We start from the raw sequence: 16,935 nt of genomic DNA, 5'->3' as shown, positions 1-16,935 counted from the left end.
GTGCTTAGCTTACGCGTCATATACAGCGTACATGATCCAGATACGGTGTAAACACGACGAGGTGAGCCGTGAAACCTGAGCTTCCCGAGACCGCGACGGCGGTGCGTTCCGCGACACGCAAGGCGGCGTCGCGGATCGTGCCGCTGGTGGTGGTGATGTATGTGATCAGCTATGTCGACCGCGTGAACGTCGGTTTCGCCGCGGCCAAGATGAATCCGGACCTTCACCTGTCCACGGCGGCCTACGGGCTCGGCGCGGGCCTGTTCTTCATCGGCTATGTGCTGTTCGAGGTGCCGAGCAACGTCATCCTGCACCGGGTCGGCGCCCGGCGCTGGCTGGCCCGGATCATGGTGAGCTGGGGGATCGTGTCGGGGGCCATGGCCTTCGTCGGCAACGAAACGCAGTTCTATCTCGTGCGCGTCCTGCTCGGGCTGGCGGAGGCGGGCTTCGTCCCCGGCGTGGTCTACCTCCTCACGACGTGGTTCCCGGCTCCGGTGCGGGCCAGGATGATCGCCCGGTTCATCGTGGCGATTCCCTTCGCGGTCGTCCTCGGTGCCCCGGTGTCGGCGTTGTTGATCGGGCATGGCGACGGGTTTCTCGGCCTCAGCGGCTGGCGGACCATGTTCCTCGTCGAAGCGCTGCCCGCGGTCCTGGTCGGGGTGATCGCGTACTTCGCGCTGCCGGGCACCCCGGACCGAGCGTCGTGGCTGACCGGGCCGGAACGTGACGCGCTGATGGCGACGCTTCGAGCCGAACAGAACGATGCCGGTGCGCACGGCCGTTCGACGGTCCTGGCCGCGTTGAAGGACTGGCGGATCTACGTGGTCTCGCTGGTCGGGTTCGCGTCCAACATCGGCGGCTATGCCTTGTCGTTCTTCCTGCCTCAGGTCATCGCGGAGTTGTCGCGGCAGTTCGGGCAGCAGGTGACCCTGACCAGGACCGCGCTGCTGACCGCGATCCCGTATGCCGTGGCGGCGGTCGCGGTGCTGCTGGTGGCCCGCAACTCGGACCGGACCCAGGAACGGCACTTCCACACCGCCGTACCGCTGATCGCGGGGGCGGTCGCGGTCGCCGTCGCGCTGTATCTGCCTTCGACCACGGCGGTACTGGTCGCGATCTCGATCGCGGCCGCGGGCAGTTACAGCGTGCTGCCGGTGTTCTGGCAGTTGCCGCCACGATTTCTGACCGGTGCGGCGGTCGCGGCGGGCATGGGTGTCGCGGGCGGGCTGGCCAACGTCGCCGGCTTCGTGGCGCCGTACCTGACCGGTGCGCTCCACGACGCGACGGGCAGCTACCGCCCGGCGATGTTCGTCGTCGCCGCGGTGATGCTCGTCGGCGCGGTGGCTTCGCTCGCCCTGCGGAAGCGCCCCGAATTCCGGAACCGGCCCAGGGAACAAAACGTGGTGACGACAGGAGAAACGCGTGCCTGAGGTGGTAGGTCAGTACGTCGACCAGATCATGACCACTGAGCTTCGCCCGGTCGGCAACATGCCCCGCGGGGTCGCGCACCTGCTCTACGAAGCGGCGCGAGAACGGCAGAAGGGGCCGCTGAGCACGGCGATGGCCACCGCCATCTATGACCGCGTGGCCGAGGGAGACCGCGTCCTCATCGTGTGCGGCGCCGGAGGCGCGCCCAGCCTGCCCACCGGTGAGATCGACGGTCTGCTCGGCGCCGTCGCGCTGGCGAGGGTACTGACCCTCGGCCTCGGCGCACAGGTGCACCTGGCCGCGGAGGCCCGTTTTTCCGCACCGCTCAAGGAGATCGCCAGGGCGGGCCAGCTCAACGTGCACTCCGACGCGGTCGGACCCGCTCCCGTCGAAGTCACCATTCACGTCTCGCCCGAGGACGACGCGGAAGGCGCACGCTTCGCCACGGCGATCCTCGACGACCTCGACCCTGTGCTGGTACTCGCGATCGAAAAGCTCGCGCCCAACCGTGCGGGCATCATCCACGGAGCGACCGGAAACCCTTGGCACGCCGAGCATTTCGACCCCGCGCCGCTGTTCGAGGCCGCCACCGCGCGCGGGATCCTGACCTGTGGCATCGGCGACGCCGGCAACGAGGTCGGCTTCGGTGCCCTGCCCGAGGTCGCCGAGATCCAGCCCGAAGGCGCCCGCTGTCGCTGTGCATGTGGAGGCGGTATGGCCGCGGCGGTCGCCACCGACTTCGTGCTCACCGCCGCCATCTCCGACTGGGGCGGCTACGCCGTCACCGCGTTGTTGGCTTACCTGTTGCGGCGTCCGGACCTGGTCGCCGACGCCGACTACGTCGAAGACATCCTCCGCGCCGCCGTACGTTCCGGCGTGGTCTGCGGATGGCACGCCCGACCCGTCCTCAGTGACGACGGCGTTCCTCTGGACGCGCAACGCGCCGCCGCGACGCTCATGCGGACCGCGGTCACCCAAGCACTGTCCACTTCGTATTCACCGTCTCACTAGCAGAGGCAGTCATGACCAGTCTGAAAAATCCGGTCTACGCCGATGTTCCCCGCATCCGGCGGTTGCTGGCCGAGAGCGGGCTCGACGCCGTTGTGTCGACGTGGCCGGAGAACACCGCCTACCTCTCCGGCTTCTACCACCCGGACCTGTGGCTGACGTGGGAGCGGCTGCACATCGTGGTATGGCCTGCCGACGGTGAACCCGTCTATGTCGTCCCCGCGCCCCGCGCCGAGAACTGGACCGGCGGCCAGTCGGACACGTGGGCGCCGGAGGAGACGACCCCGCACATCAAGGACATCCGCGGTTACACCGGCGAAGGCGACGACATGGTCGACGTCGCCGCGGGCGCACTGCGGGAGGTGGGCGCCCGGCGGATCGGGATCGAGGCCAGGGCCACTCCGTTCAAGATCACTGAAGGGTTGCGCGCGCGGATTCCCCGGCTGCGCCTGGAAGACGCGTGGCCCTTGCTCAACGAAATGCGCAAGGTGAAGACCCCCGCCGAACTCGAGGTGCTGACCCGGGTCAACCAACTCACCGCGCGGCGTCTGGAAGACGGATTGCGTGGTATCCGGCCCGGGGACACCGAAGTCTCGGTGGCCACCGGGATCACCGATGCGCTCCTGCGCGACGGCGCGCAGGAACTGTCGCACTCCATCCTCGGCGGAGGCTGCCGCGCCGGGCAATGGCATCCCTGGCCGGGGACGAGCACCTTCGAGGAGGGAACGCTCGTCCGCGCCGACTGGGGCGTCCGGATCGATGGCTATACCTCGGACATCGCGCGCACCGCCGTGGTCGGGAAGGCAAGTCGGGAACAGCGCACGCGGTTCGACCGGATCAGCGCCGTGCACGCCGAGATCGTCGAGGCCGCGCGTCCGGGCGTCGTCGCCCGCGAACTTGTCGAGGCCGCAAGGAAAGGATACGAACGCATGGGCGAAGAGTTTCGCTGGAGCATCGTCGGGCACGGGATCGGCCTTGTGCTGCACGAGGAACCCCAGCTCACCGTCGAATACGAGGAACCGTTGTCCGAAGGGATGACCCTGGAGATCGAACTCGGCTGGGTCGATCCGGTGCGGGGCTTCCACATCGAGGACTTCGTCCACATCGGACCGGAACGCACGGTGAACCTCACGAACCCCGGCGGTCCGCACGCGCTGATCGAGGTGCCCGCATGACGGCCGAACTGCGCACCGCGCACCGCAAGGCGACCCGCCGTCTCATTCCCGTCCTCGTGTTGCTGCTGTTCGTCAACTACCTCGACCGGGTCAATGTCGGCTTCGCCGCGCCCACCATGAACCCCGCCCTCGGGATGACCACCACCGGCTACGGGCTCGGTGTCGCGCTGTTCTTCGTCGGCTATGTCCTGCTCGAAATACCGAGCAACTACGTGCTCTACCGCGTCGGTGCCCGGCGCTGGCTCGCCCGGATCGCGGTGAGCTGGGGCGTTGTCGCCGCACTGCACGCGGCCGTCAGCGGCACCGGTACCTTCGTGGGCGCCCGGATCCTGCTCGGGATCGCCGAAGCGGGGCTGCTGCCGGGCATCCTCTGGTACATCTCGCAGTGGTTCACCGGGCAGCGGCGCGTGTTCGTGCTCGGCGCCTACTACGTCGCGGTTCCCCTTTCCACCGCGCTCGGCGGGCCGCTGTCCAACTGGCTCATCCACCACGGACAGCACACCTTCGGGATCGAGGGCTGGCGCTTCATGTTCGCCGTCGAGGGCATCGCCGCCGTCGTGCTCGGATTCGCGGTGCTGCTCCTGCTCACCGACAAACCCGCCGAGGCGCGCTGGCTCACCACGGATGAACGGAGCGCCCTCACCGAGGCGAACCGGATCGAACGCGCCCACGACAGTGGCAGGCATTCCTTCTCATCGGCCCTGCGCAGCGCGACCACGATCCGGCTCGCCATCGTGTTCCTGCTCCTGACCTTCCCGATGTTCGCGATCACGTTCTTCGTCCCGCTCGTCACGACCGGCCTGGTCCACGACCGCGCGAGCGCCGCGGTGAACGTGGTCACCTTCATTCCGTTCGCGCTGGGCGCGATCGCCTCGGTCGTGTGGAGCAGGATGGCCCGCCGCGAGCCGGGTCGCGGCCATCTCGCACTCCCCGTGCTCCTCGCCGGAATCGGCGTCGCCTTGTGCGCTTTCGCGGGTAAGTCGTTCCCCCTGCTGGTCGTGGGCGTCGCGTTGTCCGCGATCGGCATCTACGCCGCCATCCCGGTGTTCTGGAGCATCAGCAGCGCCCGGCTCGAGGGTGCCGCCGCCGCGAGTGGGCTCGCGCTCATCAACACCGTCGGCGCCCTCGGCGGGTTCATCGCCGGATACGCCACCGGATGGCTGCGCGAACTCAGCGGCGGCTACCAACTCCCGTTCGGCATCATGGCGCTGTCTCTTGTCCTTTGTGGACTTCTGTCCTTCGCCATCCCGCGCGGCCACACCGCCCACGTCACCCGTCCCGCGACGGAGACGGAACAAGTGGGGTGAGGAAGTGATTCGACGCCACCCTCGCCCGCGGTCGCCGGGCGAGGGTGGCGTCGGCTCCACTCCCTCCGTCAGGCGGGTACGTCCGGGACACCGGCAGGGGCCGGCCGGGTGGCGCTTTCCACCAGTTCGAGGATGTGGACGTAGGGTGCTCCGGTCGCGCGGGTCATGCCGAGTTCGCACGTGCGGTTGCAGGAGGCGAACGTGTCGTGTGCGCCGGCGGCGATCTCCGCGGCCTGGTCACGGGTCGCCGAGGCGGTGAGTTCGGGATGCAGGAGGCCGCGGTCGCCGGCGAATCCGCAGCAGCCCCAGGCGCGGGGGATGGTTACCGGGTCTGCGATCGCCTCGGCCACCTCGCACAGCTTGGCGGTAAGTCCCATCCGGGTGGCCGAGCAGGTCGGGTGTAGCGCGAGGTCGGAGTGCCGGTTGGTCACGGTGAGCCGGGGCAGCAGGCGGGTCGCGCAGAACTCGACCGCGTCGACGACGGCGATCGCGTGATACTCGCGCGGCCCGTGTTCGATCATCTGCCGGAGCCCCTCGGTGCATGAGGACGCGTCGCACACGACCGGGAGTTCGCCGTGGCGAGTGCTCTCCCACAGGACCGGCAGGACTCGCTTGGCCATCTCCTGATATCCCCGGGTGATTCCTTTGGACCGCCAGGGAGTGCCGCAGCACAGCCCGGTCGCGGTGGGCACCGAGGTGATTTCGACGCCCGCGCGTTCGCAAAGCGTGGTGAACGCGATCGCCACCCCGGACGCCGAGGGGGTGGCCGCGCCGAACATCGCGCCCGTGCACGACGAAAAGAAGACCGCCTCAGCGGTGTCACGCGGGGAGCCATCCTGGCGGTACGGCTTGCCACCGGCAGGGAGATCGGGTGACCACAACGGGATGCTCCCGGGGCCGCCGACCGCCCGCGCGAGCTTGTTCGCCGTCTTGACGACCGGGGCCGGCAGCGTCGCGGCGATGGACAGGGCCGCCGAAGCCCCGCGCGTAACGGAATCCCAGCGACGGGCCGCGGCGCTCCAGGCCGCGGTGGAGATTCGCCCGGCGCGCTCAGCGCGGAGCCGTTTCATGAGATCGCCGGTGTCGATCAGGACCGGGCACGCGGTCTGGCACATCCCGTCGGCCGCACAGGTGTCGACCGCGTCGTAGCCGTACTCCGCTTCCAGTCGAGCGGTGAGTTCGCCGTCTCCGGCGAGGCGGGCCCGCTCGATCGCACGCCGCAGGACGATCCGCTGCCGGGGAGTGGTGGTCAGGTCGCGGCTGGGACAGACCGGTTCACAGAACCCGCACTCGACGCAACGGTCGGCCTCCTCCTCGATGGGCGGCGTCGTTTTCAGGTCACGGAGGTGGCCGCCGGGATCGTCGGAGATCACCACGTCCGGGTTGAGCACGCCGTCCGGGTCGCAAAGCCACTTGATCTCACGCATGACCGCGTACAACTCGTCGCCGTACTGGCGGCGCACGAACGGTGCCATCATCCGGCCGGTACCATGCTCGGCCTTGAGCGAGCCGCCTTGGCCGAGGACGAGTTCGACCATGTCGTCGGTGAACCGCGCGAAACGCTCGATGGAGGCGTGCTCGTCGCCGAGTCGCTCGGTCAGCACGAAGTGGATGTTGCCGTCCTTGGCGTGCCCGAAGATCACCGCGTCTTCGTAGCCATGGCGCCGGAACAGGCCGATCAGACGTTCGCAGGTCGGCAGCAGCCGCGGCACGGGAACGACGATGTCTTCCAGCAGCGCGGTCGTCCCGCTGGGGCGCGCTTCGGTGACCCTCGCGTACAACCCTTTGCGGATGTGCCACATTCCCCCTCGTGCCCGGGAATCGGCGGTGAGCTCGCGGCGTCCGATGATCGGCAGGGTATCCAGTGTGGGACGTGCCGCGTCGGCCAATTCGTCGACGCCCGCGCGGGTCGAGGACTGGTACTCGACGAGCAGGGCAGAGTGTTCCCGGACCGCGAGGGCACGCAGCACGTCGTCGGCGGCGGGATCGCGCTGCCCGACGCGGAGTGACGTGGCATCGAGAAGCTCGATCGACACGGGGCCGGTGGCGACCAGTCCGGGCAGCGCACCGGTGGCCGCGGCCAGATCGTCGAAGACCAGCAGTCCCGTACGGCTGTGCGGCAGCACGGGTACGGTCCGCATGACCAGGGATGCGATGAACGCCAGCGTGCCCTCGCTGCCGACCACCAGGTGCGCCAGGATCTCCGCGGGACTGCTGAAATCGAGCAGCGAGTTGATGCCGTAACCCATGGTGTTCTTCATCGAGAACTGCCGCTCGATGTGTTCCCGCAGCACGGCGGAGTTCCGAACCTGGTCGCGCAGGCGCGCGAGGCCGGCGTAGAGCCGCGGTTCATACGCGCGCAGCCGCTCGTCCGCGTCGGGGGCTCCCGTGTCGACGACGGTGCCCGAGGGCAGAACCAGGACCATCGACTCGAGGGTGGCGTAGCTGTTGGCCGTGGTGCCGCAGGCCATGCCGCTGGAGTTGTTGGCGACCGCGCCCCCGATGGTGCAAGCGATTTCGCTCGCCGGGTCCGGCCCGAGCTTGCGGCCGTGGCCGGCGAGCCGGGCGTTGATCTGCCGGATCGTCGCGCCCGGCCCGACGCGCACCCTGAGTCCGTCGTCGAGTACCTCGATGGTCCGGAAATGGGAGCGCGTGTCGACCAGGATGCCGGTGGTCGCGGCCTGGCCGGACAGGCTCGTGCCGCCGGAGCGAAACGTCAACGGGATCCCGGCGGTCTTCGCGGCGGCGAACAACCGGCCGATCGTGGCGCTGTCGCGAGGCTTGGCGACGGCGGCCGGCACGAGGTGGAAGTGCGACGCGTCGTGAGCGTGGGACATCCGGTCGGACGCCCGGTCGAGCAGCGTTCCGTCGTCGAGGGCTTGTCGGAGGGTTGCCAGCGATCGGACCGTGGCTTGATCGGACGTCGTCGTCTGCATTGCTATGTTGTATGACAACGAGACAACCAGGTCAAGGGTCGTGATCGTCGACCTGACGCACGGCCGATAGCCTGAACGGCGCCGGAGCGGGACGACAGGGAGAGGTGACATGGCGCGACTCGCGACGATCTCGGTCACCACCTCGCTGATCACGACGCTGCGCGCGCAGATCCTCGACGGCGTGGTCGAGCCGGGTCGTGGGCTCGCGGAGAACGACGTCGCCGCCGAGTTCGAGGTGTCACGGCCCACCGCCCGGGTGGCGATCACGCAACTGGTGCACGAAGGCCTTCTTCGCCGCGCCGGGCGCCAGCAACCGGCACGGGTGCCGCGGTTGACCGCGGCCGATGTAGAAGACCTCTTCCTCGTTCGGATGCCCCTGGAACTGGAGGCCGTGCGGCTCGTCGCGGGAGACTCCGCGGCGCACGAGCGGGCCGCGCGGGCGGTCGACGATCTCCACGCGGTCGGGGATGCTCAGCGGCCCAGCGTCTTCGTCGAGGCGGACCTGTGTTTCCATCGCGCCCTTGTCGACGGGGTCGGAAGTCCACGGATGTCGAAGTTCTACGAGTTGCTCAGCGGCGAGATCCATTTGTCGATGCTCCAGTCCCGCCTGGCTCTGGGCCGTGACCGCATCGCGGCCGAGCACGGCGCGATCCTCGACGCGCTCCGCGAGGGTGCGGTCGAACTGGCCGGGGAACGCATGCACGCGCACCTCGACGGCGCCCGGCGTGCCATGCTCGCCACCCTGGTGGACGATTCCTGAGCCGACTCGGCCGTTCGGATCCATTCGACGGGATTCGGGTCCCCGCTGGAAGCCGCCGGTGAAAGATCGGTGTCCGAGGACTGGGCACGGCCGAATGATCACTCGTTTTGCCGCCCCGCCGACGACGCAGACTGGGGCCGTGACATGAGCGACCCGTTGGTGGCGGCGAAGCAGGATTCGACCACATGGCATTCGGGCGTCAACGTGCTCGACGACGCGGCGGGTCACGGACCTGGTGGGAACGCCGTCGGAACTGGCCGACGCGACGGGGAATTTGGCCTGGCACAATACTTCCACGCTGTGGGGGCCGCGGACGGCACCGTCCGGCTGGCCGGACGGTGCTACCAGCTAACGCGACGCTCCTGCGTGTTCCAGCAGTTCGGTGGTCGCTTCCCAGAGGCGCCGCTCCCTTTCGGGGTCGTGGGCGACGGGCTGCACTTCGATGAGTTTGGTTTTGACCACGAAGGCGCCGTCGCGCAGGTGCGCCCATTTGTCGTCGAGGGCCATCGCGGCCAACAGAGGTCCGGAGCGTTGCGGCTTCGAAACGCCGGGTACACGACCCAACGCGCGGCTCATCACCTGAAACGCCTCGGGGGCGCCGCGGCCGAGTGCGGTGCCGGGCATCCAGCCGGGTTCGAAGACCGACACGTTGATCCCGCCGCCGGCGCGACGCTGGAGTTCGTGGGCGTAGTACAGGATCGCGAGTTTGGCGTTGGAGTAGGCGACGCCGGAGGCCGTCATTCCCGGGGCTTGCGCACCGGTGGCCGGGCGGGCGAGTTCGATGGGGTCGGCCCACTTCGCCTCGGCCACGCCGAGCAGTTTGCGCCAGATGTTGGCGTAATAGGTGTTCGAGCCGAGGAGCACGATCCGTGCCGGGGTGGTGAAGGAGTCGAGCAGGTCGCCGATGAGTCGGGCGTGGGCGAGGTAGTTGACGGCGAACGTCATTTCGTAGCCGTCGGCCGACGCCCGCCGGGTGTCGGCCGACATGACGCCGGCGTTGGCGATCAGTGCGCGCAGCGGCCGTACGGCGCCTGCGGCGAGCAGGTCGCGCACGGTGGTGGCGGCGGCACGGACGTCGGCCAGGCGCGAGAGGTCGCAGCCGATCTCGTGAACGCTGGCGCCGCGTGCGCGCGCCTGGTCGGCCACCGCCTTCAGGTCGGGTCCGGCGCGACCGACCAGCAGCAGGTCGGGTCGCCGCCCGTCCGGGCGGCCGGCCATGGCCAGCACGGCGTGGCGGCCCAGGTTGCGGGTCGGGCCGGTGATCAGAACAGTTCCGAGTTCGGTCATGGCCCCAGCCTGTGCGATAGCGCGGGCCGTAGGCAGTCGTCGGGTTTTCGTAGGACTGTCAGGGCCAGGACAACCCGGTTCGGGCACGCGCACACTGGAGATCGTGGAAGCGTGGGAGTTCGGCCGGACGGTACGCCGCTGGCGCGACCGGGTGGCACCCGAGGCTGTCGGCGTGCCGGTGGGCCGTCGGCGCCGGGCCAGCGGGTTGCGCCGCGAGGAACTGGCCGCGCTCGCCGGGATCTCGGCCGACTACCTGACCCGCCTTGAGCAAGGGCGCGCGACCGCGCCGTCGGCGCAGGTGGTCGAGTCGCTGGCCCGAGCGCTGCGCCTGTCCGATACCGAACGCGACCTGCTCTACCGGCTGGCCGGACACGCCGCGCCCGGTCCGGACATCGTGCCGTCGCGGGTCGCCCCGAGCGTGCAACGGCTGCTCGACCGGCTCTCGCACACCCCCGTGGTCGTCTACGACGCCAGTTGGACGCTCGTACTGGCCAACGCGCCCTACGACGCGCTCATGGGTGACACGAGCACCTGGCGCGGCCTGGAACGCAACGCCGTCTGGCGCAACGTCGCCCGTCTGCCCTCGCGGGTCGTGCACACCCCGCGGGAACAGGCCGAACACGAAGCCCGGCTGGTGGCCGACCTGCGCCTGACGGCCTCGCGCTACCCGGCCGACCGCACCCTGCGCCGCCTGATCACCGATCTGACCTCCGGCAGCCCGCGCTTCGCCGAGCTCTGGGACGCCGAGACACCGCCGCCCCTGACCGAGCCCTCCCGGCACAAGACCATCGACCACCCGGCGGTCGGCCCGATCACCCTCGACTGCGACACGCTGCTGGTCGCAGTGGACGACCTGCGTATCACCGTCTACACCGCCGAGCCCGGCACCGAGGACGCCGACCGCCTGGACCTCGCGGTCGTTCTCGGCACTCAGTCGCTCCAGCACCGACCGGTGGCTAGAGGTCGATGACGACCTTGCCGTGCACGTGCCGGCCGGCCTGGAGCTCGGCCGCGCGGCGGATCTGCTCGATCGGGAAGCTCGCCGCGATGGGCACCCGGAGCTCGCCCGCCGCGATCAGCCGGGCGATCTCTTCCAGGGCGCCGGGCGCGGCGTTCGCCCCGTTGGCTGTCGAGACGCCATCGACTTGTGCGGCGATGGTGCAGATGCGGCCGTCCGGGACGCCGAGTTTCCTTGCGGCGTGCGCTGTCTCGGTCCCGTGCAGGTCGATGGCGGCGGTGACACCGCCGGGAGCGAGGGTCCGGACCCGGTCGGTCAGGCCGTCGCCGTAGGCGACCGGCTCGGCTCCGAGATCGCGCAGGAACCCGGACGATGTGGCCGATCCCGTCCCGATCACGCGCGCTCCCGCGATCCGGGCCAACTGGACGGCGAACACCCCGACCCCGCCCGCCGCGCCGCCGATCAGCACGGTGTCGCCCGGGCCGGGATCGACCACGGCGAGGGCGGCCGAGGCCGTGCGGCCGGCGATCGTGAGGGTGGCGGCGGTGCGGTCGTCGACGCCATCAGGGGTGTGATGGGCCTCGTTCGCCGCGACCGCCCCGGCCGGGTCGATCACCACGAAGTCGGCGACCGCGCGGGACAGGGCGCCCCCGAACACCCGGTCGCCGGGGGCGAAGCCGGTCACCCCGGCACCGACCTGGTCGACCACTCCCGCGTAGTCGGTGCCGAACCCGGCCGGGAGGCTCAAACCGAACCGGCCGGCCGTGTCCGCGTCGGCGGTCATGATCCAGTCCATCGGGTTCAGACCGGCCGCGGTGACCCGCACACGGACCTCTCCCGGGCCGGCCTGCGGAGGGGGAATCTCACGGATGTTCAGCACTTCGGGGCCGCCGAATGAATCGAGCCGGACCGCCCTGCTCCTGCCCGCCGACGGTTGCTCGCTCTGTTCCCGCATGTACGCCTGTCTCCTCGGAACGAAACGGACTATGCTCCGTTTGCCTGGATGCCGACTGTAGCACAATCGGAGCGCGTTCCGTTTCGCCGCGATGTGGCGCTACCTGTGGTCGCGCAGGAAGGCCGGGATGTCGGTCGCGGTCGGGTAGTTGGGCAGTGGTGCGGGTTGGTCGTCGAGGAACGCGGTGATCACGGTTGCCGCGCGGTCGTTGTCGTCATCCAGGCCGTTCCAGATGTGGTGGCCGACGCCGGTCATGTATTGGGTGCGTGTGATGGCCGGATCGGCGGCGAGGACGGCTGTTTCCCATTGGCGCAGCTGGTGCGAGCACTCGGCGATCATGAGCATGGCCGGCACGGTGGAGTGTCCCAGTGGTGGTGTGATGGCCGGTGAGTGGGCGATCGTGTCCTGGACTTGAAGGCTGGCCAAGGGGTTGAAGGAGAAGTTGGTGTCGCTGTCCTCGACGGGGATGCGGTCGGCGTCTTTGGCGCAGTAGCTCGCGGCGGTGTCGCTCCCGAGGTCCGCGGGTGTGAAAGCGTTGACGACTTCGGCTTGACCGACCATTCGTTCCTGAGTGGACAGTACGCCTGACCGCACTAGCCCCAGCGCGACCGCGTAGCGCGGTTTGGTGATCGAGTGTGGACCGCTGGGCGGTGGTGCGATCCCCGCGGCGGTCGGGTGTCCGGGCGAGCCGGTGAGTTGCGCGGTCGGGCCGTCCATGGGCCCGGGTTCGGCGATGACGGCTCGGTGGATGTGTGACGGGGCGGCCAGTGCTCGGGTGAGGACCACGGCCCCTGCGGAGAACCCGAGTACGTCGGCTTGGCCTCCTGGAATGTGCGCCAGGACCGCCGAGAAATCGCGGACCGATCGGTCGATGGAGTAGTCGGGCATGGGGATCGGGTCGCTCCGTCCACCCCCCGCTTCCTCGTAGGCGTAGACATCGAATCCGCGTTCGGCCAGTTGCCGCAGGAACGTGTGGTCGATCAGCGCGATGCCGCGGATGGGGCCACCGTGGAGGTAGAGCAGCGGCACGGGGTGCGGGGTCACCCCGGGCGGGGGCGGGTAGTGGTAGACGGCGACCCGGCTGCCCGTGGACAGCGTCCAATGCTGAGTCGCGATGCCCGGCAGGTCCGGCGGGTACTGCCAGGTCGTCGGCACGCTGGGCACGCACACGCTCGCGGTAAGGGCCGCGGCGACGCCTGTCTGAACCAGTACATGGCGGGCCTGGCGCTTCCGGTCGCGGGCCGCCAGGAGTGCGGCCACCCCGAGGCTGAGGGTGGCGGTGATGCCCCAGGCGAGCCAGCCTCGTGCGCGGCCGTCGGTCAGGACCGTCAGAGCGAGGAAAACCAGGACGATCGCGAGTATCACTGCCACGGAGACCGCTGCGGCACGAGCTGTCCGCCAGACGCGTTTCATGCTCACCCCAGTTGTTTTGGAACGTTGTTCTGAAACAACTGTACAGGCTGCCGGTAGGGTGACGGCATCATGGGCAGGCCACCGACCAACGACGACGCGACCCGCGAGCGTCTGATCCGTGCCGCGACCTCTCTGATGCGGGACCGGCAGTGGGATCAGCTGTCGGTGCGGCAGATCGCGGCCGAGGCCGGTGCGTCGACGACCTCGATCTACACGCTGCTCGGCGGCCGGGACCAACTGATCGCCGCGGTGCGCCGGCACGCCCTGGCGCTCCTGCACGAGGTTCTCATCGCGGTGCCCCGCACCCGTGATCCCGTGGCGGATCTGCTGGGGATGGCCGCGGCCTATCGGAGTTGGGGAATTGGCGAGCGGTATCTCTACCGGGCGATTTTCGGTGGCGCCGTGACGTACACACCCCGCGGTGCCCCGCAGGACCGCGACCCGGCAGCGCCCCTGGTCAGCGCGATCAACCGCATCCGTGGCCCGGGGCACTCGGTGGAGGAGGCCAACCGCATCGCGGTGGCGATCTGGGCGGAGCTGCACGGACTCGTCACCCTCGAAATCGACGGGACCCTCCCGGCCGCCTCCATCGACACGGTGCTGCCCCAGGCCATCCGGTCGCTGGTGACCGGTTGGCCATTCGCTGATTGATGCCCGGCACCGAATTCCCGTCAGACTCGTCTCAAGGAGGCGGACATCGATGACCGGTGAAGGCAACCTCGACGAGGTCGACCTGGACCTGATCGCCGCGCTGCAGCACGCGCCACGCGCACCCTTCGACCTGCTGGCCCGAACCCTGGGCAGTTCGGCCCGTACCGTCGCCCGCAGGTACGGGCGCCTGGTCGAGGACGGACTGATGAGCGTGATCTGCGAGCTCGACTGGTCTTTGCTCGCCGAGGGGGTGCCGGTGAACGTCTGGATCAGGACCGAGCCGGGACAGGCCCAAGCCGTCGCCGAAGCACTGGTAGACCGATCCGACACCACCTACGTGGCGATCTGCTCCGGCCGCGGAGATGTCTACGCGGTCCTGCACGGAATGACCAGGGACGCCACAACCCGGGCACTGGTCGTCGAACTGCCGGGGATCTCCGGCGTCCGCGGCCTGCGCACCGAATGGGTCCTCCGCCGGCTCACCAGTTCGGCGGCGTGGCGGCTGAAGCGCCTTTCTCGTGCGCAGGAGGAATCTCTGGTCACGCAAACCAATGTCGTGGACGAAACAGGGACCCACCAGTTCGGTGCGCTGGAACGGAAAATCGCCGCCTTGCTCCGCGAGGACGCCCGGTTGCCCTACGCCGACATCGCCCGGTCGCTGGACATCACCGAATCCCGGGCACGCCGCACGGCGACGGACATGTTCTCCACGGGCCTGCTGCGGCCTCGCGTCGAGGTCGAGCCGCGCGAACTGGGTTTCCAGATCGAGGCTGTGCTCAGCATCTCGTGCCACCCCAATGCGACTTCGCGGCTGGGCGCGGCGCTGGCCTCGCACCCGGCCACCCGGTTTCTCGGGATCACCGGCTCCTCGGCCATGCTCACCTATGACGGTGTCTTCCACAGCGAAGGCGAACTCGCGGACTTCCTCACCGGCGGATTCGACCGAGACAACGACATCACCGCGGTCGAATGCTCACTACAACTGGAGATCCTGAAGCGCTACTGGACCGCGCGATCTCCGCGCGGGCCCTCTGGTGGTAGGTCCGAGCGGGTTCAGGATCGTCGCCACTCGCCTTGACGAGGCGTGGAAGACATGCCGTTGGAGGTGGGGATGGCGCGTTCATGGACGGGTTTGAAGACGCTCAACGTCACTGAACTTAACATCAGAGTCAGTGTCGATTACCGGGCCACGTCCGCTCCGCACGGCCCGCCCATGGGCATTCGCCGTGCGAGCATGAGGCAGTAAATCGATACACCCTGATCACCGCGGCTGTGTGGGCGTGGCCCCCGTCGGTTGGCGGCAGGGGTTCGGTATTTCGCCGGGCGCTGACCGTAGGAGGAGCACAGGGTGTCTGTGGGTAGTGCGGTGCGCCGCGCGTTGGGCCGGTTCGAGCCGGTGGCGATCGAGTTGTACCGGGGCATGTTCATCGATCTGGACTGCTTGGCGGTCACGGTGGCCTCGGTGGCTCCGCAGGCTCGGCGTGTGCTGGAGATCGGCTGCGGGGATGGCGCGATGGCTGCCGCTCTTCGTCGTGTCCTGCCCGGCGCGGCGCTACTCGGGCTGGACCCTGGCACTCTGTCGCCTGGCCGGATGTACGACGGCGATCCGCGTGGTGTCGAGTTCCGTGGGATCACGACGGCGCAACTGCTTGCGGAGCGGCCGGAGCCGTTCGATCTGGTCGTGCTCTGCGATGTCCTTCACCATGTCGCCGAGCACGAACGCGTGCAGGTGCTCCGCGATGCCGCCGCGCTCACCGCTGCGGGCGGTGTGGTGGCGGTCAAGGAGTGGGAGCAGCGGCCCGGTCCGGGAACCGTCGTCGCTTACGGCGCCGACCGCTGGGTCTCCGGGGATCCCACCGTCCGGTTCATGCCACGCGCCGAACTGGACACGCTCATCGAGACGGCGATGCCCGGGTGGGACACCACCTGCGAGGCGCGTATTCCACCGCGCCGCGCCAATCTCCTGCTCACACTCCGCCGCCCGGCGGGCTGATGGCGAACCGGTTGGTCCGCTCGTCATGAGACGAACCGACGGCTGCTCGAACCCGGTTCCGCATCAGGCCCGTCGGGCGCGGACGGCGAACATGGTCGCGCTGACCACGGATCCGGTGCCGGCCCGGCTGAGTGCCCACCAGTCTTCGACCTGCCGACGGGAAAGGAGCCCGGTGTCCACCATGTCTTCCTCGAACTGGGTGACGAGCAGTTGCCAGGCCAGCCAGGACTGGTTGCTGCTGGGCGTCTGGTTTCCGCGGTACTCCGCGGTCACTTCGGTGAGGCCGAGGCTGCGCATGTCGGTATAGAGGTGCCGACCGTACGTGGCGTCGAATCCACCTTGGCCGAGGATCCGGCGTAACGCGACCATCATCGCGCTGTGCACCGGTGCCGAGGGCACCGTCAAGTCCACGAACGTCCAGTCGACGTCTTCCACGAGCAGCCAGCCGCCGGGCGCGACGGCGTCGGCGAGCCGGGCGATCGCGTCGCGGTGCGGGTGCAGGTGTGCCACGAGCAGACGGGCGTGCACGAGGTCGAAGGCGGCCCGGGGGAGGTCGTCGGTCATGAGGTCGGCTTGGCACACCTCGACGTTGGCGGGCTGGTCGTCAAGGAAACGCACGTCGCGGTCCAGCGCCACCACCTGGCCGTCCGGCCCGACGAGTTCCGCCAGCGCCCGCGACACGGTGCCGGTGCCGGCCCCGACCTCCAAGCAGCGTTGGCCTGGACCGATGCCGCAGTCGGTCACGAGCCGGAGGGTGCCAGGGTCCCAAGAGCGCGCCATCGCCTCGAGCCGTTCACGTTCGCCGGGAAAACCTTGGTCCAGGACATAAGTCGACAATGCGAGGCTCCCGATGTCGGCGCTTGACGTGATCGGCGGAAACGACGCGATCGTAGGACCACGGACCCTCGGGGCCAAACAAGCGAAGCGCGTTGACTTTCACGCGATTAAGGAATTCGATGACCGCGAAGCGTGTGGGAACCGATCCACGCCTTCGTGCAATGAACGACACGCCCGGTTCCCGTCGAATTCACCCACCGGCTACACGGGCCGACTCTTATTACCGG

General features: G+C 69.1%; 15 protein-coding genes. 10 read left to right on the top strand and 5 right to left on the bottom strand.

Annotated features, from left to right (window positions below; all coding sequences use genetic code 11):
- The first annotated feature begins 68 nt into the window (after positions 1-68).
- From ACFSXZ_RS28580 to ACFSXZ_RS28565, 4 genes are read left to right on the top strand one after another with little or no spacing between them, the layout of a single operon-like run.
- A complete protein-coding gene (locus ACFSXZ_RS28580; protein ID WP_378268319.1) occupies positions 69-1,430 on the top strand; it encodes an MFS transporter in 1,362 nt (453 codons plus the stop codon).
- Positions 1,423-2,439 carry a glutamate cyclase domain-containing protein gene (locus ACFSXZ_RS28575; protein WP_378268318.1) on the top strand — a complete coding sequence of 339 codons (1,017 nt, stop codon included), beginning with the start codon at positions 1,423-1,425 and terminating at the stop codon, positions 2,437-2,439. The genes ACFSXZ_RS28580 and ACFSXZ_RS28575 overlap by 8 nt, the downstream gene beginning before the upstream one ends.
- Positions 2,440-2,450: 11 nt before the next feature.
- Positions 2,451-3,611 carry a M24 family metallopeptidase gene (locus ACFSXZ_RS28570; RefSeq protein WP_378268317.1) on the top strand — a complete coding sequence of 387 codons (1,161 nt, stop codon included), beginning with the start codon at positions 2,451-2,453 and terminating at the stop codon, positions 3,609-3,611.
- Positions 3,608-4,918 carry an MFS transporter gene (locus ACFSXZ_RS28565; protein ID WP_378268316.1) on the top strand — a complete coding sequence of 437 codons (1,311 nt, stop codon included), beginning with the start codon at positions 3,608-3,610 and terminating at the stop codon, positions 4,916-4,918. Before ACFSXZ_RS28570 ends, ACFSXZ_RS28565 begins: the two co-directional genes overlap by 4 nt.
- Positions 4,919-4,986: 68 nt before the next feature.
- Here ACFSXZ_RS28565 and ACFSXZ_RS28560 read toward each other — a convergent pair whose 3' ends face one another.
- Positions 4,987-7,854, bottom strand: a complete 2,868-nt coding sequence (locus ACFSXZ_RS28560) for an FAD-binding and (Fe-S)-binding domain-containing protein (protein WP_378268315.1) — start codon at positions 7,852-7,854, stop codon at positions 4,987-4,989.
- A 109-nt stretch (positions 7,855-7,963) separates the two neighbouring features.
- Here ACFSXZ_RS28560 and ACFSXZ_RS28555 point away from each other — a divergent pair, with 109 nt between their 5' ends.
- The gene (locus tag ACFSXZ_RS28555) at positions 7,964-8,614 is read left to right on the top strand and encodes a GntR family transcriptional regulator (RefSeq protein WP_378268314.1); all 651 of its coding nucleotides are present in this window, start codon (positions 7,964-7,966) and stop codon (positions 8,612-8,614) included.
- A 235-nt stretch (positions 8,615-8,849) separates the two neighbouring features.
- Complete coding sequence (locus ACFSXZ_RS28550; protein WP_378268313.1) at positions 8,850-8,966, top strand: hypothetical protein; 117 nt, start codon at positions 8,850-8,852, stop codon at positions 8,964-8,966.
- Here ACFSXZ_RS28550 and ACFSXZ_RS28545 read toward each other — a convergent pair.
- The gene (locus tag ACFSXZ_RS28545) at positions 8,963-9,901 is read right to left on the bottom strand and encodes an SDR family NAD(P)-dependent oxidoreductase (protein ID WP_378268312.1); all 939 of its coding nucleotides are present in this window, start codon (positions 9,899-9,901) and stop codon (positions 8,963-8,965) included. The two genes, ACFSXZ_RS28550 and ACFSXZ_RS28545, sit on opposite strands and share 4 nt — an antisense overlap.
- 103 nt (positions 9,902-10,004) lie before the next feature.
- Here ACFSXZ_RS28545 and ACFSXZ_RS28540 point away from each other — a divergent pair, with 103 nt between their 5' ends.
- The gene (locus tag ACFSXZ_RS28540; RefSeq protein WP_378268311.1) at positions 10,005-10,871 is read left to right on the top strand and encodes a helix-turn-helix transcriptional regulator; all 867 of its coding nucleotides are present in this window, start codon (positions 10,005-10,007) and stop codon (positions 10,869-10,871) included.
- Here ACFSXZ_RS28540 and ACFSXZ_RS28535 read toward each other — a convergent pair.
- Positions 10,858-11,814: an NADP-dependent oxidoreductase gene (locus tag ACFSXZ_RS28535; protein WP_378268310.1), complete on the bottom strand. Its 957-nt coding sequence runs from the start codon at positions 11,812-11,814 to the stop codon at positions 10,858-10,860. The two genes, ACFSXZ_RS28540 and ACFSXZ_RS28535, sit on opposite strands and share 14 nt — an antisense overlap.
- A gap of 99 nt (positions 11,815-11,913) precedes the next feature.
- Positions 11,914-13,185, bottom strand: coding sequence for an alpha/beta fold hydrolase (locus ACFSXZ_RS28530; protein WP_378268309.1), 1,272 nt, complete (start codon positions 13,183-13,185; stop codon positions 11,914-11,916).
- A gap of 111 nt (positions 13,186-13,296) precedes the next feature.
- Between ACFSXZ_RS28530 and ACFSXZ_RS28525 the strand changes: the two genes are divergently transcribed.
- The 3 genes from ACFSXZ_RS28525 to ACFSXZ_RS28515 all read left to right on the top strand — a co-directional run bounded on the left by ACFSXZ_RS28525 (position 13,297) and on the right by ACFSXZ_RS28515 (position 15,871).
- The gene (locus ACFSXZ_RS28525) at positions 13,297-13,878 is read left to right on the top strand and encodes a TetR/AcrR family transcriptional regulator (protein ID WP_378268308.1); all 582 of its coding nucleotides are present in this window, start codon (positions 13,297-13,299) and stop codon (positions 13,876-13,878) included.
- A 49-nt stretch (positions 13,879-13,927) separates the two neighbouring features.
- Positions 13,928-14,956 carry an Lrp/AsnC family transcriptional regulator gene (locus ACFSXZ_RS28520; protein WP_378268307.1) on the top strand — a complete coding sequence of 343 codons (1,029 nt, stop codon included), beginning with the start codon at positions 13,928-13,930 and terminating at the stop codon, positions 14,954-14,956.
- 270 nt (positions 14,957-15,226) lie between these two features.
- Entirely contained in the window at positions 15,227-15,871 is a 645-nt protein-coding gene (locus ACFSXZ_RS28515) for a class I SAM-dependent methyltransferase (RefSeq protein WP_378268306.1), read from the top strand.
- Between the two features lie 63 nt (positions 15,872-15,934).
- Here the strand turns inward: ACFSXZ_RS28515 and ACFSXZ_RS28510 are convergent, their stop codons facing one another.
- Complete coding sequence (locus ACFSXZ_RS28510; protein ID WP_378268305.1) at positions 15,935-16,708, bottom strand: class I SAM-dependent methyltransferase; 774 nt, start codon at positions 16,706-16,708, stop codon at positions 15,935-15,937.
- Positions 16,709-16,935: the final 227 nt, after the last annotated feature.

The organism is Amycolatopsis pigmentata (assembly GCF_042684065.1).
GTDB classification, from domain to species: domain Bacteria; phylum Actinomycetota; class Actinomycetes; order Mycobacteriales; family Pseudonocardiaceae; genus Amycolatopsis_E; species Amycolatopsis_E pigmentata.
The sequence above is the reverse complement of the archived record's forward strand: the minus strand, read 5'-3'. Positions and strand labels throughout refer to the sequence as shown.

Coding starts and splice junctions, on each gene's coding strand:
- ACFSXZ_RS28535 (WP_378268310.1), bottom strand. CDS start 11,814: ATGCGGGAACAGAGCGAGCAACCGTCGGCGGGCAGGAGCAGGGCGGTC.
- ACFSXZ_RS28570 (WP_378268317.1), top strand. CDS start 2,451: ATGACCAGTCTGAAAAATCCGGTCTACGCCGATGTTCCCCGCATCCGG.
- ACFSXZ_RS28565 (WP_378268316.1), top strand. CDS start 3,608: ATGACGGCCGAACTGCGCACCGCGCACCGCAAGGCGACCCGCCGTCTC.
- ACFSXZ_RS28545 (WP_378268312.1), bottom strand. CDS start 9,901: ATGACCGAACTCGGAACTGTTCTGATCACCGGCCCGACCCGCAACCTG.
- ACFSXZ_RS28520 (WP_378268307.1), top strand. CDS start 13,928: ATGACCGGTGAAGGCAACCTCGACGAGGTCGACCTGGACCTGATCGCC.
- ACFSXZ_RS28560 (WP_378268315.1), bottom strand. CDS start 7,854: ATGCAGACGACGACGTCCGATCAAGCCACGGTCCGATCGCTGGCAACC.
- ACFSXZ_RS28525 (WP_378268308.1), top strand. CDS start 13,297: ATGGGCAGGCCACCGACCAACGACGACGCGACCCGCGAGCGTCTGATC.
- ACFSXZ_RS28555 (WP_378268314.1), top strand. CDS start 7,964: ATGGCGCGACTCGCGACGATCTCGGTCACCACCTCGCTGATCACGACG.